Raw genomic sequence first — 16,855 nt, forward strand, 5'->3', positions numbered from 1 at the left:
CCGCTTCACAGCACGCCCTTGGTCGAGGGCAGCGCGGCGCCGTCGCGGCGCACGGCCTGGCGCAGGGCCCGCGCCAGCGCCTTGAAGCAGGCCTCGACCTTGTGGTGGTCGTTGTCGCCGTGCACGCGCAGGTGCAGGTTCAGGCCCGCGGCATCGCACAGCGAACGGAAGAAGTGCGGGACCAGTTCGGTCGGCATGTCGCCGACGCGCTCGCGCCTGAACTCGCCCTCGAACACGAAGTACGGGCGCCCGCTGAAATCCAGCGCGGCGCTGGCCAGGGTCTCGTCCATCGGCAGGGTGAAGCCGTAGCGGCCGATGCCGCGCTTGTCGCCCAGTGCTTGGCGCAGGGCCTGGCCCAGCGCCAGGCCGGTGTCCTCGATGGTGTGGTGCTCGTCGATGTGCAGGTCGCCGGCGGCGCGCACGTCCAGCGCGAAGCCGCCGTGCTTGCCGATCTGCTCGAGCATGTGGTCGAAGAACGGCAGGCCGGTGGCGCAGTGCGGGTCGCGCACCAGGTCCAGGTCGATCTCGACCGAGATCCGGGTTTCCTTGGTGTCGCGCTGCACGGTGGCGCGGCGCGGCGCATCGGCCAGTTCGTGGGCGATGCCGGCCCAGTCCCAGTCGCCGCCGAACTGCTCGGTGCGCAGCTGGAAGCCGCGGATGCGCAGGTTGTCGGCGAACTGGATGTCGGTGAGGCGGTCGCCGACCATCGCCGAACGCGCCCAGTCGATGCTGCGGTCCTGCAGGTAGGGCAGCATCAGGCCGATGCCCGGCTTGCGCGTGGGCGCGTTGTCGGCCGGCCAGCTGCGGTCGACCAGCACCTCGCGGAACGCGATGCCCTGGCTGGCGAAGATCTGCAGCATCAGGTCGTTGGGGCCGTCGAACGCGGCCTGCGGATAGGCCTCGCTGCCCAGCCCGTCCTGGTTGGTGACGATGACGAACTGGTAGCCGGCATCGCGCAGCTTCAGCATCGCCGGGATCACGCCCTGCACGAAGCGCAGCTTCTCGTAGGCGTCGATCTGGAAATCGGCCGGCTCCTCGATCAGGGTGCCGTCGCGGTCGACGAACAGGATCGGGGTCATGCCGCCGCCCTCCCCGCCTGCAGCGCGCCCAACACGCGCTGGTTCTGCTCCGCGGTGCCGATGGTGATGCGCAGCGCATCGCCCAGGGTCGGCGCGGCACGCTGGTCGCGCACCACCACGCCGGCGCCGAGCAAGGCGCGGAACGCGGCCTCGGCATCGTCGAAGCGCACCAACAGGAAATTGCCCTGCGACGGGTACACACGGCGCACGCCGGGCAGCGCCGCCAGCGCGGCGGACATGCGCTCGCGCTCGCGGCGGATCTCGGCCACGCGCGCCGCGGTCTGGCGCAGCGGCTCCGGCTGCAGCGCGGCCAGCGCCAGCTGCGTGCACGGCGCCGGGATCGGATACGGCGCCTGGCAGCGGCGCAGCACCGCGATCAGCGCCGGATCGGCGATCACGCAGCCGATCCGCGCCGCGGCCAGCGCATGCGCCTTGGACAGCGTGCGCAGCACCGCCAGGTTCGGGTGGCGCGCCAGCAGCGTGGTCGCCGAGGGCACGTCGGAGAATTCGCCATAGGCCTCGTCGACCACCAGCAGGGCGCGCCCATGCAGGCGCTCGGCGGCACGTTCGATGTCGGCCAGCGCGATCGCCGCGCCGCTGGGATTGCCCGGCGCGCACAGGAACACCAGCTTGGCCATCTGGCTCAGCGCCGCCTCCACCACCGCGTCGACGTCGGTGACCAGGCCGGCCGCGTCCTCGCGCAACGGCACCTCGACGATGCGCGCATTCTGCAGCCGCGCGCACACCGCATACATGCCGAACACCGGCGGGGTGATCACGATCGCGTCGCGGCCCGGCTCGCACAGCGCGCGCAGCAGCAGGTCGATGGCTTCGTCGCTGCCGCGGCCGAGCAACAGTTGTTCCGGCGCGCAGGCGTATAGCGACGCCAGGGCAGCCCGCAATGCCGGCGGCTGCGGATCCGGATAGCGGCGGTTGCCGGCGTCGCGGTCGGCCGGGTTGGCCCAGGCCGATTCGTTGGCGTTGAGCCAGACCTCGCCCTGCAGCGCGCTGCTGCGCGCCGAGGAATACCCGGCGAAATCGAGCAGATCGTGCCGCACCAATGCCAGCATCGATCCCGGCGCCTGCGTCTCGAACGGCGCGCTCATGCCGCCTTCTCCATCCGCAGCGCCACCGCATTGGCGTGCGCGTCCAGGCCCTCGGCGCGCGCCATGGTCACCGCGCAGGCGCCGATCGCGGCGATGCCGGCACGGCTGGCGGCCTGCACGCTGACGAAATTCTGGAAGCTGGCGACGCTGACCCCGCTGTAGGCGCGCGCCGCGCCGTTGGTCGGCAGCACGTGGTTGGTGCCGCTGCAATAGTCGCCCAGCGCTTCGGGGGTGAAATCGCCGAGGAACACCGAGCCGGCGGCCTCGACCCGCTCCAGCCAGGCGCGCGGCTCGCGCAGCGCCAGGATCAGGTGCTCGGGCGCGTAACGGTTGCTGATCGCGAAGGCGTCCTCGAGCGCGCCGACCTGGATCAGCCGCGATGCGGCCAGGGCCTGGCGCGCGATCGCCGCACGCGGCAGCGTCGCCAGCTGGCGTTCGATCTCGTCCTCGACCGCGTCGATCAGATCGGCGCTGTCGGACAGCAGCAACACCTGCGAATCCGGGCCGTGCTCGGCCTGCGACAACAGGTCGGCGGCGACGAAGGCGGCATTGGCGCCGACGTCGGCGATCACCAGCACCTCCGACGGGCCCGCCGGCATGTCGATCGCCGCCGCGCCGGCCTGCGCCACCTGCTGCTTGGCCTCGGTCACGTAGCCGTTGCCCGGGCCGAACAGCTTGTCGCACGAGGGCACCGAGTCGGTGCCGAAGCCCATCGCCGCGATCGCCTGCGCGCCGCCGAGCTTGAACACCCGATCCACGCCGGTCAGCCTGGCGGCGACCAGCACCGCCGGATCGGCCGAACCGTCGGCGCGCGGCGGTGTGCACAGCACCACCTCGCGGCAGCCGGCCAGCGCTGCCGGCACGCACAGCATCAGCGCGGTGGACGGCAGCGGCGCGCTGCCGGCCGGCACGTACAGGCCGACCCGGCCGATCGGCCGCACCACCCGCTCGCAGACCACGCCGGGCGCGGTTTCCACCGCATACGGCTGGGTCATGCCGGCGCGGTGGAAGGTCTCGATCCGCGCCGCGGCCTGCGCCATCGCCTCGCGCAGCACCGCCGGCACCGCGGCCTCGGCGGCGGCGAACTCGTCGGCGCCGACTTCGAAGCTCTGCAGCACCACGCCGTCGAAGCGCGCGGTGATCTCGCGCAGCGCCGCATCGCCGCGGCTGCGCACGTCCTCCAGCAACTGCGCCACCGCGGCGCGGGTCTGCGCGGCGACGGTCTGCGCCGGCCGGGTCAAGGCCTGCGTGCGCGCCTGCGCGTCGAGCGAATTCCAGTCCAGTCGGTTCATGCCAGCGAACGCTCCACCGTCAACACCATCAAGCCCTGCGCACCGGCGCGCTCCAGTTCCTCCATGCGCTGCCAGGTGATCGCTCCGTGGCACATGGTCTGCAGCTGCAACGGGCCGTCGCCGTCGCCGGGCAGTTGCACCAGCGGGTCGGCATCGGGCAGCAGCCGGGTCAGTTCGGCGACGTGGTCGCGCGAGGCGCGGAACATCAGCAGCTTGCTGTCGCGCAGCTTGAGCACGCCGTCGAGGCGGCGCAGCAGCATCGCCGCCAGCCCGGCGCGGGCGTCGCCCGGCTCGCGCACCGGCCCGGCCAGCACCGCCTCGCTCTCCAGCAGCGTCTCCACCGGCTTGAGCTGGTTGGCGGCCAGGGTGGCGCCGCTGGAGACCAGGTCGCAGATCAGGTCGGCGGTGCCCAGGCGCGGCGCGATCTCCACCGAACCGGACAGTTCCACCACCTGCGCATCCAGGCCGCGCGCCTCCAGCCAGTCGGCCAGCACCGCCGGATAGCTGGTGGCGATGCGCTTGCCCTGCAGCTGTTCCGAACCGGTCCACTCCCAACTGTCGGGCACCGCCAGCATCAGCCGGCACTGGCCGAAGTTCAGCCCGCGCAGCGCGCGGTAGGCCTCGGGCATGCCGTTGCGGCGGCGCTCGCCGGCCTGCTCTTCCAGTTCGTTGCGGCCGACGATGCCGAAATCGCAGACGCCGTCGGCGATCAGCCCGGGGATGTCGTCGTCGCGCACCAGCAACAGGTCCACCGGCAGCGACTCGCCGTAGCAGAACAACTTGTCGCGGCTTTCGCGCCAGCTCAGCCCGCAGGCGGCCAGCACCGCGCGGGCCGGCTCGGCCAGGCGGCCGCTCTTCTGGATCGCGATACGCAGCCGGTCACGCGCCGGCGCTGCCAGGGAAGCACTCATCAGGACATCTCAATGGGAATCGGAGGGGCGCGCCGCTTGCCGGCGCAGCGCCGTGGCATAGCCGCCGGCGCCGTATTCCAGGGTCCGCGCGACGCGGCCGATGGTGGTGACGCTAACCTGGGTCAGCTCGTGGATCTCGCGGTACGGCACGCCCTTGAGCAGCAGCGGCACCACCCGCCAGCGGTCGGACATGGCCTCCAGCTCGGCCGGCGTGCATAGGTCCTGCAGGAACGCGGCCACCTCCTGCGGCTTGCTCAGGTGGGCCAGGGCGCGCGCCAGCGCCTTGAACGGGGCGTCGTCGCGATCGGTTGCGGGGGCGGGTCGTTGTTTCATTGCGATAATGTAATAGCGTGTTAGTACATTAGCGCGATTGGACGACCCGGGTCAAGCCGCGGCGTGCGGGCGTTCTGTGGTTGTTGTGTTCGGCCCCTGATGGGCGCGAGGTCGCGATGCGACCTGTCGCGGCTGAAGCCGCCCCTGCAGGGAGCGGTGTGCGTGCTTTTGTAGGAGCGGCTTCAGCCGCGACAGGCACTCGCAGCGATCGCACCGGCCAGGGGCGCACGCACCGCTCCGGTCGCCACCACCGGAGCGACTGGTTGCAACAGCGAGAGCGCATTGCGCTCGCCATTGCGTGAGCGGCTTCGGTGGCGGCGGGCTCTGGATACCGGCGTCGCGACTGAAGTCGCTCCCACAAGGGACATGCGGCGCCACCGTCCAGGTTGCGCCCGCACCTGCCCTGCAGGCCCGCTCAGGGCATGACCTTGGCCTGCTCCAGCTCGACCAGCAGGGTGCTGGCCAGTTCGTCGCGGGCGACCTCGAACTGCTGTTCGCGCACCAGGTCCTTGACCGCGACCACGCCGCGCGCCAGTTCGTCGTCGCCGGCCAGCACCACGAAGCGGATGCCGGCGCGCGCGGCGTACTGGAACTGCTTGCCGACCTTCTTCGGCTCCATCTGCACTTCGGTGTTGATCCCGCCCACGCGCAACCGGCGGGCGATGTCCAGCGCGTCGGCCAGCTTGGCCTCGTCCATCAGCGCCACCATCGCCTGCACGCTGCTGGAGGCGATGCCTTCGATCAGCCCGGCCTCGCGCAGCTGCCAGAACAGGCGGGTCAGGCCGATCGAGATGCCCACGCCCGGCAGCTTGGACTTGCTGTAGTGGCTGGCCAGGTCCTCGTAGCGCCCGCCCGAGCAGATCGAGCCGATCTGCGGGTAGTCGGTCAGCAGGGTCTCGTAGACGGTGCCGGTGTAGTAGTCCAGGCCGCGGGCGATGGAGAAGTTCAGGCAGTACGCGGTTTCCGGCACGCCCAGCGCCTTGACCAGGGCCAGCACCTCGCGCAACTCGGCCACGCCCTCGCGCAGCGTCGCGCTCGACTCGGCGGCCGCGGCCAGCGCATCCAGCCGCGCCAGCGCGTCGTCGTGGCCGCTGGAGCGCACCGCGACGAAGGCCAGGATCCGCTCGACCTGCTCGGCCGGGATCGCGAAGCCTTCGCCGGCCAGCGTCTCGCGCACGTAGTCGGCGCCGCGCTTGTCGAGCTTGTCGACCTCGCGCAGCACCGCCAGCTGGCGCTCGCCCTCGGCCACGCCCAGGCTCTCGAAGAAGCCGCGCATCAGCTTGCGGTTGTTCAACTGCACCGCGAACGCGCCGATGCCCAGCTCGGCGAACACCGCGTGGATCACCGCCAGCACCTCGGCGTCGTAGCGGATGCTCAGCGCGTCCTTGCCGATCACGTCGATGTCGCACTGGTAGAACTCGCGGAAACGGCCGCGCTGGGCGCGCTCGCCGCGGTACACGCGCTGCATCTGGTAGCGGCGGAACGGGAAGCTCAGCTCGTGCTCGTGCTCGGCCACGTAGCGCGCCAGCGGCACGGTCAGGTCGAAGCGCAGCGCCAGCTCCGGCAGGCCGCCCTCGCCGCCGGCATCGGCCGCGGCGTTGGCCAGCGCGCCGGTGGACTGCACGAAATACACCTGGCGCTCGGTCTCGCCGCCGGACTTGGTCAGCAGCACGTCGGACAGTTCGAACACCGGCGTCTCCACCGGCAGGAACCCGAACCGCTCGTAGTTGCGGCGGATGACGTCCAGCATGCGCTGGAACGCGATCTGCTCGCGCGGCAGCAATTCCATGATGCCGGGCGGCGTACGGGGCTTGATCACGTGCAAAACTCCTGCGATTCGGGGGCGAGCGGACGCCAATTCTAGCCGCACCGACTGCTGGCGGCCGCATCGTCGTATCATTCCCCGGTGCCGACGCCGCTGCCACGCCCATGACCAGGCCTCCTTCCGGATTCGCCCTGCCCTATGCCGAGCCGGCCGCGGCGCGGGATCCGCGCGCGCACGAATGCCTGCATTGCGCGGTGCGCCACCTGGCGATCTGCTCGGCGCTGGCCTGCGACGAGGTGCAGGCGCTGGAGCGGGCGACGACCTCGCAGTCCTATGCCGCCGGCGCCACCGTGGCCCGCACCGGCGAAGCCCGGCAGGCGGTCTATACCGTCACCTCCGGCGCGCTGCGGCTGGTGCGCACGCTGGCCGACGGCCGCCGCCAGGTGGCCGGCTTCGTGTTGCCGGGCGACTACGTGGGGCTCAGCGAATCCCCCAAGCACCGCCACGACATCGAAGCCATCGCCGACAGCCGCGTGTGCCGGGTCCCGGTGGCGCAGATGCAGCAGCTGCGCAGCCAGTTCCCGCAGCTGGAACGCAAGCTGCTGCAGCGCGCCTGCCTGGAACTGGACGCCGCGCAGGACGCGGCGCTGGCGCTGGCGCGGCTGCAGCCGGCCGAGAAGCTGGCCGATTTCCTGCTCAAGCTGGCCGCGCGCGCGGCGCGCCAGGGCGATTCCGGCAACAGGGTGACCCTGCCGATGGGCCGCGGCGACATCGCCGACCATCTCGGCCTGACCATGGAAACGGTCAGCCGCACCTTCACCAAGCTGCGCCAGCAGGGCCTGATCGCGCTGCCGCAGCTGCACGTGGTCGAGATCCGCGACTTCGCCGCCCTGCACCGGCTGGCCTCCGACGAAGAATGACCCGGAGCCGGCGGCGGCGGTTTTTTCGCCAGCCCGTGTCTACGCCTTGCACCACCGTGGCCTCGCCGACTTATCCACAAGTTTCCAGGGCAACGCTCCACATGCCTTGTGGACAACCCCGCTGCCAGCACCTCGTGGGGCCACGGCGAGCGCTTCCGCTGACCGCGGCGGGAACGATGGCCGGCTGCGCAACGACACCACCGGGCCGGCGCAAACGGCACCCGCCGGTGCATCCATGAATGCTTCAGACCAGCACCATGCCCTGCCCCGCGTCCGGGCATAGACTTGCGGCCGCAACACACCTGCGGCGCCGCCGCGGTGCCGGTGGGGGGGAACCATACGGGAGGGCAACCATGCTCGTCGCCATCGATATGCCGCACGACGCGCGCGCCTGCGTGATGCTGGATCGCGAAAGGGAACTGGACTACTGGAAGGCGCATTTCGCGCAGGCCCCGTTCCATCAGCCCGGGCACACGTTCGCCGATTACGAGCCGGCGCTGAAGCTGGCCTACGACGCCTACCTGAAGTACCACGGCCAGCGCTTCGACGACGTGGCGCCGAAGTTGCGCGACGTATTCCTGCGCGACCACCCGCGCTCGCGCCTGGATTGGCTGCAGGTGCGCAGCGTGGTGCAGGCCGCCTGGCAGCGGATGCAGCCGCAGGACCAGGCGTGAGCCTGCGCGCCGCCATGCGCGACGAACGCAGGCGGCAGCGTGGCGGCCCGGACAGCGGCACTGCCGCTGCCGGGCCCGCCGGCGGTCGCCGGCCTCAGCCGGCCAGCAAGCGCGCGCGCAGCGCCGCGTAGTCCGGCGCGATCGGCTCGGCCTGCGCCGGCCGCTGCAGCAAGGCCGCCAGCGCCGGCGGCACCTCGACCGGCCGGCCGATCAACGGCTCGACCACCGCCTCGAACTTGGCCGGGTGCGCGGTCGCCGCCACCGCCCAATCGCCGGCGTCGGCCTCGGCGCCCTCGGCGCGGATCTGCTGCAGCACGTGCAACGCGGTGGCGGTATGCGGGCAATGCACCTCGCCATAGCGGCGGAAGCGCTCGCCGATCAGCTGGCGGATCTGCGCGTCGTCCACCGAATAGGCCTGGAACTGCGCGCGCAGCGCGGCATCGTCGCCACGATAGAGCCAGCGCAGGCGCTCGAAGTTGCTCGGCGCGCCGACGTCCATCGCGTTGGCGACGGTGGCCACGCTGGGCTGCGGCGCGTAGTCGGCGCCGGCGAAGTAGTCCGGCAGCACGTGGTTGGCGTTGGTCGCCAGCACGATGCGGCCCAGCGGCACGCCCAGCCCGCGCGCCAGGATCGCCGCCAGCGCATTGCCGAGGTTGCCGGTCGGCACCACCAGGTTCAGCGGCTGCGCGCGCCCGGCGTAATGGACCAGCGCGCTGTGCGCGTAGTAGCTCATCTGCGGCAGCAACCGGCCCAGGCTGATGCTGTTGGCCGAACTGAGCGGCGCCTGCGCCTGCAGGTCGGCGTCGTTCAAGGCCTGCTTGACCAGCGCCTGGCAATCGTCGAACGAACCGGCCACGCGCAGCGCCTGGATGTTGTCGCCGAAGCAGCCCAACTGGTGCGCCTGGCGCGGCGACACGCGCCCGTCCGGATACAGCACCACCACGCGCAGGCCGGGCTGGCGATGGAACGCGGCGGCGACCGCGGCGCCGGTATCGCCGGAGGTGGCGACCAGGATGGTGAGCGGCGTGGCGGCATCGCGGCGCAGCCGCGCCAGGCAGGCGGCGAGGAAGCGCGCGCCGAAGTCCTTGAACGCGGCGGTCGGCCCATGGAACAGCTCCAGCGCGTGGTCGCCGGGGGTGGCCAGCGCTTGCAGCGGCGCATCGAAATCGAAGGCTTCGGCGCAGATCGCCGTCAGTTCGGCGGCGAGCGCGTCGCCGTCGAAGAACGGCGCCAGCAGGGTGGCGGCGGTCTCGGCCAGGCTGACGCCGGCCTGCAGTTCGCGCGCCGGCGGCATGCGCTCGGGCACGTACAGCCCGCCATCGGGCGCCAGGCCGGCGGCGATGGCCTGGCTGAGGGTGGCGGCGGGCGCGGCGTTACGGGTGGAAATGAAGTTCATGGTGGTTCCATCAACAGGGGGAGTTCGATCGCACCGTCATCCGTGACTGTGGCACTGCTTGGTTGTTGCTCTTGTTGTTGCTCTTGTTGTGCTCTGCCCTTGCTTCGGCTGTTGCTTTCTTTGCTTTTCGATCTCCCGTGAGGCGCGGCAAGCAGGATGGGTACAACCCCCGAAGGGGGCGACGCGCAGGATGCGCGTCGTTTTCGGCAGGCACATGGATGTGCCTTCCGAAAATTCCCATCCTGCTTGCGGACCCGCGCGTAGCGCGGGCGCGCCGCCCTGCCTCGCGCCCTCCGCGCTGCGCGCTCCGGGTCCGCGTCCATCCCGGGGATCCGCGGAAGGGGCATCCTGCCCCTGCCGCGGACGGCGCACATCCCTGTGCGCCGCCCTTCGGGCTTTTCCCCGCGATGGCCGCCGCTTCGGAAGGGAACCCGGTACGGCAACAGCAAAAGCAACGACAAGAGCAACAGCAAAAACAACCACGAAAGCAACAGCAACAGCGAGGCTACGCGCCGCTACAGCAATCGGGCGCCCGGACACTGCAGCGGCGATACCCAATGCTGGCTGTCGAAACCGGCGGCCGCGAACGCCGCCTGCACCGCCGGCGCGGCCGCCTCGGCCGTCGCGCGCGTCGGGAACCACGCGAACAGGCTGGGGCCGGCGCCGGAAATGCTCGCGCCCATCGCGCCCGCATCCAGCGCCGCCGCCTTGGCCGCGTCGAATCCGAGGATCAGCGGCGCACGCCGCGGCTCGATCAGCACGTCGCGCAGGCCCGCGCGCACCAGTGCCTCGTCGCCGGCGTGGCAGCCCGCCAGCACCAGCGCCAGATTGGAACTCTGCGCCACGAACTCGCCCAGCCGGTAGTCGCCGGCCAGCGCCTCGCGCGCACGGCGCGTCTCCAGCACCGCATCCGGATGCACCAGCAGGCTGTGCCAGACCGCCGGCACCGGCACCGGCACCATCCGCTCCAGCGTGGACAGCACCAGCCCACCCAGGAACATCGGGCCGAGGTTGTCGCCGTGGCGGCTGCCGCTGGCCACCGCCTCGCCTTCCAGCGAATACAGATACAGCTGCTCGCGCGACAGCGGCGCGTCCAGCAGCGCATTGGCCGCCACCAGCGCGGCCACGCACGAGGCCGCCGAGCCGCCCATGCCGGAGCTGAGCGGGATGCCCTTGTCGATCTCGATCTCGAACCCGAACGGCAGCGCCAGCGCCTCGCGCAAGGCGATCAGCGCCGCGCCGGCGGTATTGCGCGCGGCCTCCAGCGGCAGCGCCACGGTGGTGCCGCGGATCGCGGCGATGCGCACCTGCGGCGCGTCGATGCGGCGCACGGTGACCGTGTCGCCGACGCCCTCCACCGCATAGCCGAGCAGGTCGAACCCCACCGCCACGTTGGCCACCGAGGCCGGCGCGAACGCGCGCGCCTCGCGTGGCGCGGCGCGCGCGCCGGGGTTCGGCGCCAGCGACAGCTGCACTTCGCTCACAGCCGCGCCCCCTCGCCCGCCGCCACCCGCAGCAGGTCGGCGAACACGCCGGCGGCGGTGACTTCCGGACCGGCGCCGGGGCCCTGCACCACCAGCGGATTGTCGCAATAGCGGCGGGTGGTGAACTGCACCACGTTGTCGGTCAGGCGCAGGTTGGCGAAGGCGTGCTCGGCCGGCAGTTCCACCAGGCCGACGCTGGGCGCGCGGTCCGGCGCCAGCTGCGCCACGTAGCGCAGCACGCAGCCGCGCGCCTTGGCCGCCTGCAGGCGCTGCGCGAATGCCGCGTCCACTTCGTGCAGGCGCGCCATGAAATCCTCGACGCTGGCCTGGCGCAACGCTTCCGGCACCAGGCTCTCCACCGCAACGTCCTCCAGGCTCAGCTCGCGCCCGGCCTCGCGCGCCAGGATCACCAGCTTGCGCGCCACGTCGGTGCCGGACAGGTCGTCGCGCGGGTCCGGTTCGGTATAGCCCATGCCGCGCGCGTCGGTGACCAGCTGCGAGAACGGCACGCTGCCGTCGTACTTGTTGAACAGCCAGGCCAGGGTGCCGGAGAAGATGCCCTCGATCGCGGTGACTACGTCGCCGGTGTCGACCAGGTCGCGCAGCGTGGTGATCACCGGCAGGCCGGCGCCGACCGTCGCCTCGTAGCGGAAGCGCGCGCCGCTGCTCTCGGCGGCGGCGCGGATCGCGTGGAAGCGCGCCAGCGGCCCGGCGCCGGCCTGCTTGTTCGGGGTGACCACGTGGATGCCGGCGGCCAGCCAGTCGGCGTAGCGGTCGGCGACGTCGGCGCTGCCGCTGCAGTCGATGATGACAGCATGCGGCAGGTGCGCCGACAGCAGGTGCGCGGTGAACGCGTCCAGGTCGGTGGGCTGCTGGCCGCTGGCGAAGGCCTGCCGCCAGTCGCCGCCGATCGCGCGCGGTTCCAGGCGCATCGCGCTGCGCGAGGCGATCGCGCGCAGGCGCAGGTCGAGGTTGGCCTTGGCCAGCAGCTGCGGCTGCGCCACGCGCAGCTGGTCGAGCAGCGCCGCGCCGACGTTGCCCGGGCCGATCACCCCGACCGAGAAGGTCTGCGGCGACAGCCAGAACCCGGCATGCGCGGCGCGCAGCGCCTTGGTCGCGTGCGCGCTGTCGATCGCCACCGAGATGTTGCGTTCCGACGAGCCCTGCGCGATCGCCAGGATGTTGACCTGGGCGCGGCCCAGCGATTCGAACAGGCGCGCGGCCACGCCCGGCTGCCCGGCCATGCCGTCGCCGACCGCGGCCAGCACGCTGATGCCGGTGGTCAGCTGCACACGCTGCACCTGGCCGACCACCAGTTCGTGGGCGAACGCCGACAGCAGCGCATCGCGCGCGCGCTCGCACTCGTTCTGCCGCACCACGCAGCAGATCGAATGCTCCGAGGAGCCCTGCGAGATCATCACCACCGACACCCGCGCGTTGCGCAGCGCGGCGAACACGCGCTCGGCGGTGCCGGGCACGCCGATCAGGCCGGTGCCTTCGAGGTTGAGCACGGCCAGGTCCGGGCTCAGGGTCAGACCCTTGATCGGGCCGCTGCTGGCGCTGCTGGCGGTGATGCGGGTACCCGGGTGTTCGGGCTGGAAGGTGTTGCGGATGATGATCGGCAGGCCGCGCTCGATCGCCGGCGACATGGTCTGCGGATGCACCACCTTGGCGCCGAAATAGGCCAGTTCGCAGGCCTCGTCGTAGCTCAGCGTCTCCAGTTGCACCGCCTCGGGCACCACCCGCGGATCGGCCGACAGCACGCCGTCCACGTCGGTCCAGATATGCAGTTCGTCGGCGTCGAACAGGGCGGCGAAGATCGCGCCGGAGTAGTCGCTGCCGTTGCGGCCGAGGGTGGTGATGCGCCCGGCGCGGTCGCGGGCGACGAAGCCGGTGACCACGACGCGCTGCTGCGGGTGCTGCGCGCGCCAGTCCGCCAGGCGCAGCGCGCTGGCCTCCCAGTCCACGTCCACGCCCAGCTCGCCGCGATCCACCACCAGCACCTCGCGCGCGTCCAGCACCGCGCAGTCCTCGCCCAGCGCGCGCAGGTGCTCGCCGAGCAGTTGCGCCGAATACACCTCGCCCAGGCCCTGCACCCGGTCCAGCACCTCGCGCGGCAGCTCGCCGATCACCGCCAGCGCACCGAGGATCTCGGCCAGGTGGTCGAAGCGCGCATCCAGCCATTCCACCGTGGCGCCGGCATGCTCGCCGAGCAGCGACACCGCCGCGGCGCGGTGCCGCGCGCGGGTCTCGTGCCAGCGTTCGCGCCAGTCGCTGTTCTCGCTGGCGGCCAGTTCGGCCAGGCCGATCAGCGCATCGGTGACGCCCTTCATCGCCGAGACCACGGTGACCTGCACGGTCTCCGGGCGCGCCAGCAGCAGCTGCGCGACATGGCGATAGCGTTCGGCGTCGGCCACCGAGGTCCCGCCGAACTTGTGGACGACGGTACGCGCAGCGAGCGCGGGTTCTGCGAGGGGAGCGGAAGCGACTGCGGGGGACGGCATGGGAGACCTCGGAGTGGAGGCCCCGCTCGCATCAGGCCGACGGGTTCCCCCGCATCCTGATCCGGGTGCGGGGCCGTGGGTTTCGACAGTTACGCGAAAACGACGGGCCGCACCGGGCTAATGGTGTGGGTGGTAATACCGGTGGTAATGCCCGCGCAGCACGCGGCCGGGCGCCGCAGCGCGAGCGGCACGAAGCTGGTGGCGAGGGCGAAAACGGTGGGCATGGGCGCAAGAGGACATCATGCGCCGGGGTGCTGTCAAGCACTGTCTGCCGGGTCGCGGCGTGCGGGCCGCACCCGGGTCGATCCGTTGCAAAAGTTACTATCCGGCCCCGGTGCGACAGAACCTTCGCCGGCGGCACTGCAGGACGCGCTCATCGGCGCCGTGGCCGGAGCAGGTGGTGGGGCCTGCCAGCCTGCCATGTCGGTTTGCGCGGCATCGCCGAATGGCGCATCCATGCCACGATCTTGTCCACGATCCTGGACAGTTCCGACGCGATCAGCGCGACCACTGTCAGGAGCATCATGCCGAGCGCGGCGAATACGGGATTCATGCGCCGCACTGTAGGCAAGCGTTTGTGCTGGCCCATGTTCGAAGCGACAAAAAGCGGCGTGCGGTTGCGGCGTGTTCAGTGCGCGGTTCGGTGCGATTCATGTGCTTCCGACCCGCACTCGCAGGCGCGAAGGACGGTGCGACAAGGCTTGCGCAAAGACGCGCGGACCTGTCGTCCGCGCGCCATGCGCCGCCAACGCTGGGTTGGATCAGTGCTGTTGGTTATCCGCCGGCGGCTGTTGCTGCGGGTCGCTGGTGGGCTGCTGCGGATCGGCCGGAGGCGTGGTGCCCTGGGTGCTGTCGCTGCCGGTGGGCGCCCCGGTGGCGGCGGCATCGCCGCTGCTGGTGCCGGCCGGCGCCGCAGCGCTGTCGGCCTGGCTGGCGTCGGTCGCGGGGGATGGCGTCGTCGGGTTCTGGTCCTGGGCGGGCTTGTCGCCATCACGCTGACAAGCGACCAAGCCCGCCAGCAGCGAACCGATCAACACAAACTTCAACGTTCTGCTCATGAGTGACTCCTGCTTCGCATTCATATGGGGTTGCTGGAAGCGGCCGCCGTGGCTGGCCGGATGAGATGAAGCCCGCAATCCAGGACGCCGACATCGCCCCTGCATGGGCAACCGGCCAACGGCAGCGACGTGGTGCCGCGCGCCATGCGATGCATGCATCGCCGGCCGTGTGCGGCCCCAGTGCCTGGGGAGCCTGCAACGGGACAGGCCCGTCGCCGCGCGTCCCGGGTCGCCGGAGCGGATCCGCATCGCGGCGTTGCGATGCCGTCCCCTCCTGCATCAGCGGACGGGTGCAGCCTACGCAACGCGGTGCTCAGGCAGCGTCGGCGTAAGGTGTAAACGGCGTTATGCGGGCCGGGCGCATCGCGAACGACGGCACGATGGCGGCTGTAGGTGATCCAGCTTGCGTAGTGCGCGACTGCAGCGAAGCGACACCCACATTACGCAACCCGGCGCAGCCCAAACCCAATATCGTGTCGTTGCCCGCATCTGCGGCGGCGCAGCGGATGCAGCGGCGCGCGACGGCATCGACCACGCCGAACGCGCAGACCAACCTGCGGTGGTGACCCCGGCGCGATTCGAACGCACGACCTGTCCCTTAGGAGGGGACCGCTCTATCCAGCTGAGCTACGGGGCCTTGGCCGGCGCATTGTCGCACGATCGCCGCGCTTGCCAAGCCCGGCAAGGTGCGCGGCGGCTGCGGCCGGACCCGCCGGGTCTGCTAAAATTGACGGCTAGTCGCGTCCCGCGTCCCCCGCCTGCGGTCGCCTTCCCTGTCGCAACGATTTCCAGGAGATTCCATGTCCGCTGACCTGCTCAAGGCGCTCGGCCTGACCGCGTCCAATTCCGGCACCTACCTCGGCAACGGCGAGTGGTCCACGGCCACCGGCGCCGGCGTGCTGCAGCCGCTGAACCCGTCCAGCAACGAGGTGATCGCCGAGGTGCAGGCGACCACCGCGCAGGACTACGAGACCGTGGTCGCCCGCGCCCAGGCCGCGTTCAAGGTCTGGCGCACCACCCCGGCGCCGCGCCGCGGCGAGGCGGTCCGCCTGTGCGGCGAGGCGCTGCGCAGGCACAAGGACGCGCTGGGGTCGCTGGTCGCGCTGGAAATGGGCAAGAGCAAGCCCGAGGGCGACGGCGAGGTGCAGGAGATGATCGACATCGCCGATTTCGCGGTCGGCCAGAGCCGCATGCTGTACGGCTACACGCTGCATTCCGAGCGCCCCGGCCACCGCATGTACGAGCAGTACCAGCCGCTGGGCCTGGTCGGCATCATCAGCGCGTTCAACTTCCCGGTCGCGGTGTGGGCGTGGAATGCCTTCCTGGCGGCGATCTGCGGCGACATCTGCCTGTGGAAGCCGTCCAACAAGACCCCGCTGACCGCGATCGCGTCGATGAAGATCTGCAACGACGCGCTGCGCGATGCCGGCTTCCCCGACATCTTCTTCCTGGTCAACGACGCCGGCACCGAACTGGCCGAAACGCTGGTCGATGACAAGCGCATCGCGCTGATCAGCTTCACCGGCTCGACCCAGGTCGGGCGCAACGTCGCCGAGAAGTGCGCGCGGCGCCTGGGCCGCTGCCTGCTGGAGCTGGGCGGCAACAACGCGATCATCCTCGACGAGAGCGCCGACCTGAAGCTGGCGATCCCCGGCATCGTGTTCGGCGCGGTCGGCACCGCCGGCCAGCGCTGCACCACCACGCGCCGGCTGATCGTGCACGCCTCGATCTACGACACCGTGCTGGCGACGCTGCTCAAGGCCTACAAGCAGGTCGAAGGCAAGATCGGCGATCCCACCGACCCGGCCAACCTGATGGGGCCGCTGAACAGCCGCGGCGCGGTCGAGCAGTTCCTGGCCTCGATCGAGAAGGCCAAGGCCGCCGGCGGCACCGTCGAGACCGGCGGCACCGCGCTGGACCGCCCCGGCAACTTCGTGCTGCCGGCGATCGTCACCGGCCTGCACAACGGCGACGAGGTGGTGCAGCACGAGACCTTCGCGCCGATCCTGTACGTGATGAAGTACGACACCCTGGACGAGGCCATCGACATGCAGAACGGCGTGCCGCAGGGCCTGTCCTCGTCGATCTTCACCCAGAACCTGAAGGCGGCGGAGAAGTTCCTGTCGGCGGCCGGCAGCGACTGCGGCATCGCCAACGTCAACATCGGCACCTCCGGCGCCGAGATCGGCGGCGCGTTCGGCGGCGAGAAGGACACCGGCGGCGGCCGCGAATCCGGCTCGGACGCGTGGAAGGTGTACATGCGCCGGCAGACCAACACGATCAACTACTCCGACTCGCTGCCGCTGGCGCAGGGCATCAAGTTCGACCTGTAA

The 16,855-nt window shown here is 71.2% G+C and carries 14 protein-coding genes and 1 tRNA gene; 3 read left to right on the forward strand and 12 right to left on the reverse strand.

What is annotated here, in order from left to right; all coding sequences use genetic code 11:
- Positions 1 to 5: 5 nt before the first annotated feature.
- From hisB to hisS, 6 genes are all read right to left on the reverse strand, one after another.
- Entirely contained in the window at positions 6 to 1,079 is a 1,074-nt protein-coding gene (gene hisB, locus AB3X10_RS12515) for a bifunctional histidinol-phosphatase/imidazoleglycerol-phosphate dehydratase HisB (protein WP_369975357.1), read from the reverse strand.
- On the reverse strand, positions 1,076 to 2,185 hold the full coding sequence (gene hisC, locus AB3X10_RS12520) for a histidinol-phosphate transaminase (RefSeq protein ID WP_369975359.1): 1,110 nt from the start codon (positions 2,183 to 2,185) through the stop codon (positions 1,076 to 1,078). The genes hisB and hisC overlap by 4 nt, the downstream gene beginning before the upstream one ends.
- Positions 2,182 to 3,477 carry a histidinol dehydrogenase gene (gene hisD, locus AB3X10_RS12525; RefSeq protein WP_369975360.1) on the reverse strand — a complete coding sequence of 432 codons (1,296 nt, stop codon included), beginning with the start codon at positions 3,475 to 3,477 and terminating at the stop codon, positions 2,182 to 2,184. Before hisD ends, hisC begins: the two co-directional genes overlap by 4 nt.
- Positions 3,474 to 4,388 carry an ATP phosphoribosyltransferase gene (gene hisG / locus AB3X10_RS12530; protein ID WP_369975361.1) on the reverse strand — a complete coding sequence of 305 codons (915 nt, stop codon included), beginning with the start codon at positions 4,386 to 4,388 and terminating at the stop codon, positions 3,474 to 3,476. Before hisG ends, hisD begins: the two co-directional genes overlap by 4 nt.
- 9 nt (positions 4,389 to 4,397) lie before the next feature.
- Positions 4,398 to 4,721: a YerC/YecD family TrpR-related protein gene (locus AB3X10_RS12535; RefSeq protein WP_145700169.1), complete on the reverse strand. Its 324-nt coding sequence runs from the start codon at positions 4,719 to 4,721 to the stop codon at positions 4,398 to 4,400.
- 415 nt (positions 4,722 to 5,136) lie between these two features.
- Positions 5,137 to 6,540 carry a histidine--tRNA ligase gene (gene hisS / locus AB3X10_RS12540; RefSeq protein ID WP_369975362.1) on the reverse strand — a complete coding sequence of 468 codons (1,404 nt, stop codon included), beginning with the start codon at positions 6,538 to 6,540 and terminating at the stop codon, positions 5,137 to 5,139.
- A gap of 200 nt (positions 6,541 to 6,740) precedes the next feature.
- Between hisS and AB3X10_RS12545 the strand changes: the two genes are divergently transcribed.
- Both AB3X10_RS12545 and AB3X10_RS12550 read left to right on the forward strand, forming a co-directional pair.
- On the forward strand, positions 6,741 to 7,406 hold the full coding sequence (locus AB3X10_RS12545; RefSeq protein ID WP_369981800.1) for a Crp/Fnr family transcriptional regulator: 666 nt from the start codon (positions 6,741 to 6,743) through the stop codon (positions 7,404 to 7,406).
- A gap of 353 nt (positions 7,407 to 7,759) precedes the next feature.
- Complete coding sequence (locus AB3X10_RS12550; RefSeq protein WP_369975363.1) at positions 7,760 to 8,080, forward strand: hypothetical protein; 321 nt, start codon at positions 7,760 to 7,762, stop codon at positions 8,078 to 8,080.
- 94 nt (positions 8,081 to 8,174) lie between these two features.
- Here the strand turns inward: AB3X10_RS12550 and thrC are convergent, their stop codons facing one another.
- The 6 genes from thrC to AB3X10_RS12580 form a co-directional block, all read right to left on the reverse strand.
- The gene (gene thrC, locus AB3X10_RS12555) at positions 8,175 to 9,476 is read right to left on the reverse strand and encodes a threonine synthase (RefSeq protein WP_369975365.1); all 1,302 of its coding nucleotides are present in this window, start codon (positions 9,474 to 9,476) and stop codon (positions 8,175 to 8,177) included.
- 515 nt (positions 9,477 to 9,991) lie between these two features.
- A complete protein-coding gene (locus AB3X10_RS12560; RefSeq protein ID WP_369975366.1) occupies positions 9,992 to 10,960 on the reverse strand; it encodes a homoserine kinase in 969 nt (322 codons plus the stop codon).
- Positions 10,957 to 13,464: a bifunctional aspartate kinase/homoserine dehydrogenase I gene (gene thrA, locus AB3X10_RS12565; protein WP_369975368.1), complete on the reverse strand. Its 2,508-nt coding sequence runs from the start codon at positions 13,462 to 13,464 to the stop codon at positions 10,957 to 10,959. The genes AB3X10_RS12560 and thrA overlap by 4 nt, the downstream gene beginning before the upstream one ends.
- Before the next feature lie 373 nt (positions 13,465 to 13,837).
- Positions 13,838 to 14,017 carry a hypothetical protein gene (locus AB3X10_RS12570; RefSeq protein ID WP_369975369.1) on the reverse strand — a complete coding sequence of 60 codons (180 nt, stop codon included), beginning with the start codon at positions 14,015 to 14,017 and terminating at the stop codon, positions 13,838 to 13,840.
- Positions 14,018 to 14,225: 208 nt separating this feature from the next.
- Entirely contained in the window at positions 14,226 to 14,522 is a 297-nt protein-coding gene (locus AB3X10_RS12575; protein ID WP_369975370.1) for a hypothetical protein, read from the reverse strand.
- Positions 14,523 to 15,082: 560 nt separating this feature from the next.
- Positions 15,083 to 15,159 (reverse strand) — tRNA-Arg (locus AB3X10_RS12580).
- Between the two features lie 163 nt (positions 15,160 to 15,322).
- On the opposite strand from AB3X10_RS12580, the gene AB3X10_RS12585 reads away from it, so the two are divergent.
- Positions 15,323 to 16,855 carry an aldehyde dehydrogenase family protein gene (locus AB3X10_RS12585; protein WP_369975371.1) on the forward strand — a complete coding sequence of 511 codons (1,533 nt, stop codon included), beginning with the start codon at positions 15,323 to 15,325 and terminating at the stop codon, positions 16,853 to 16,855.

This window comes from Xanthomonas sp. DAR 80977, from assembly GCF_041240605.1.
Taxonomy (GTDB): Bacteria; Pseudomonadota; Gammaproteobacteria; order Xanthomonadales; family Xanthomonadaceae; genus Xanthomonas_A; species Xanthomonas_A bundabergensis.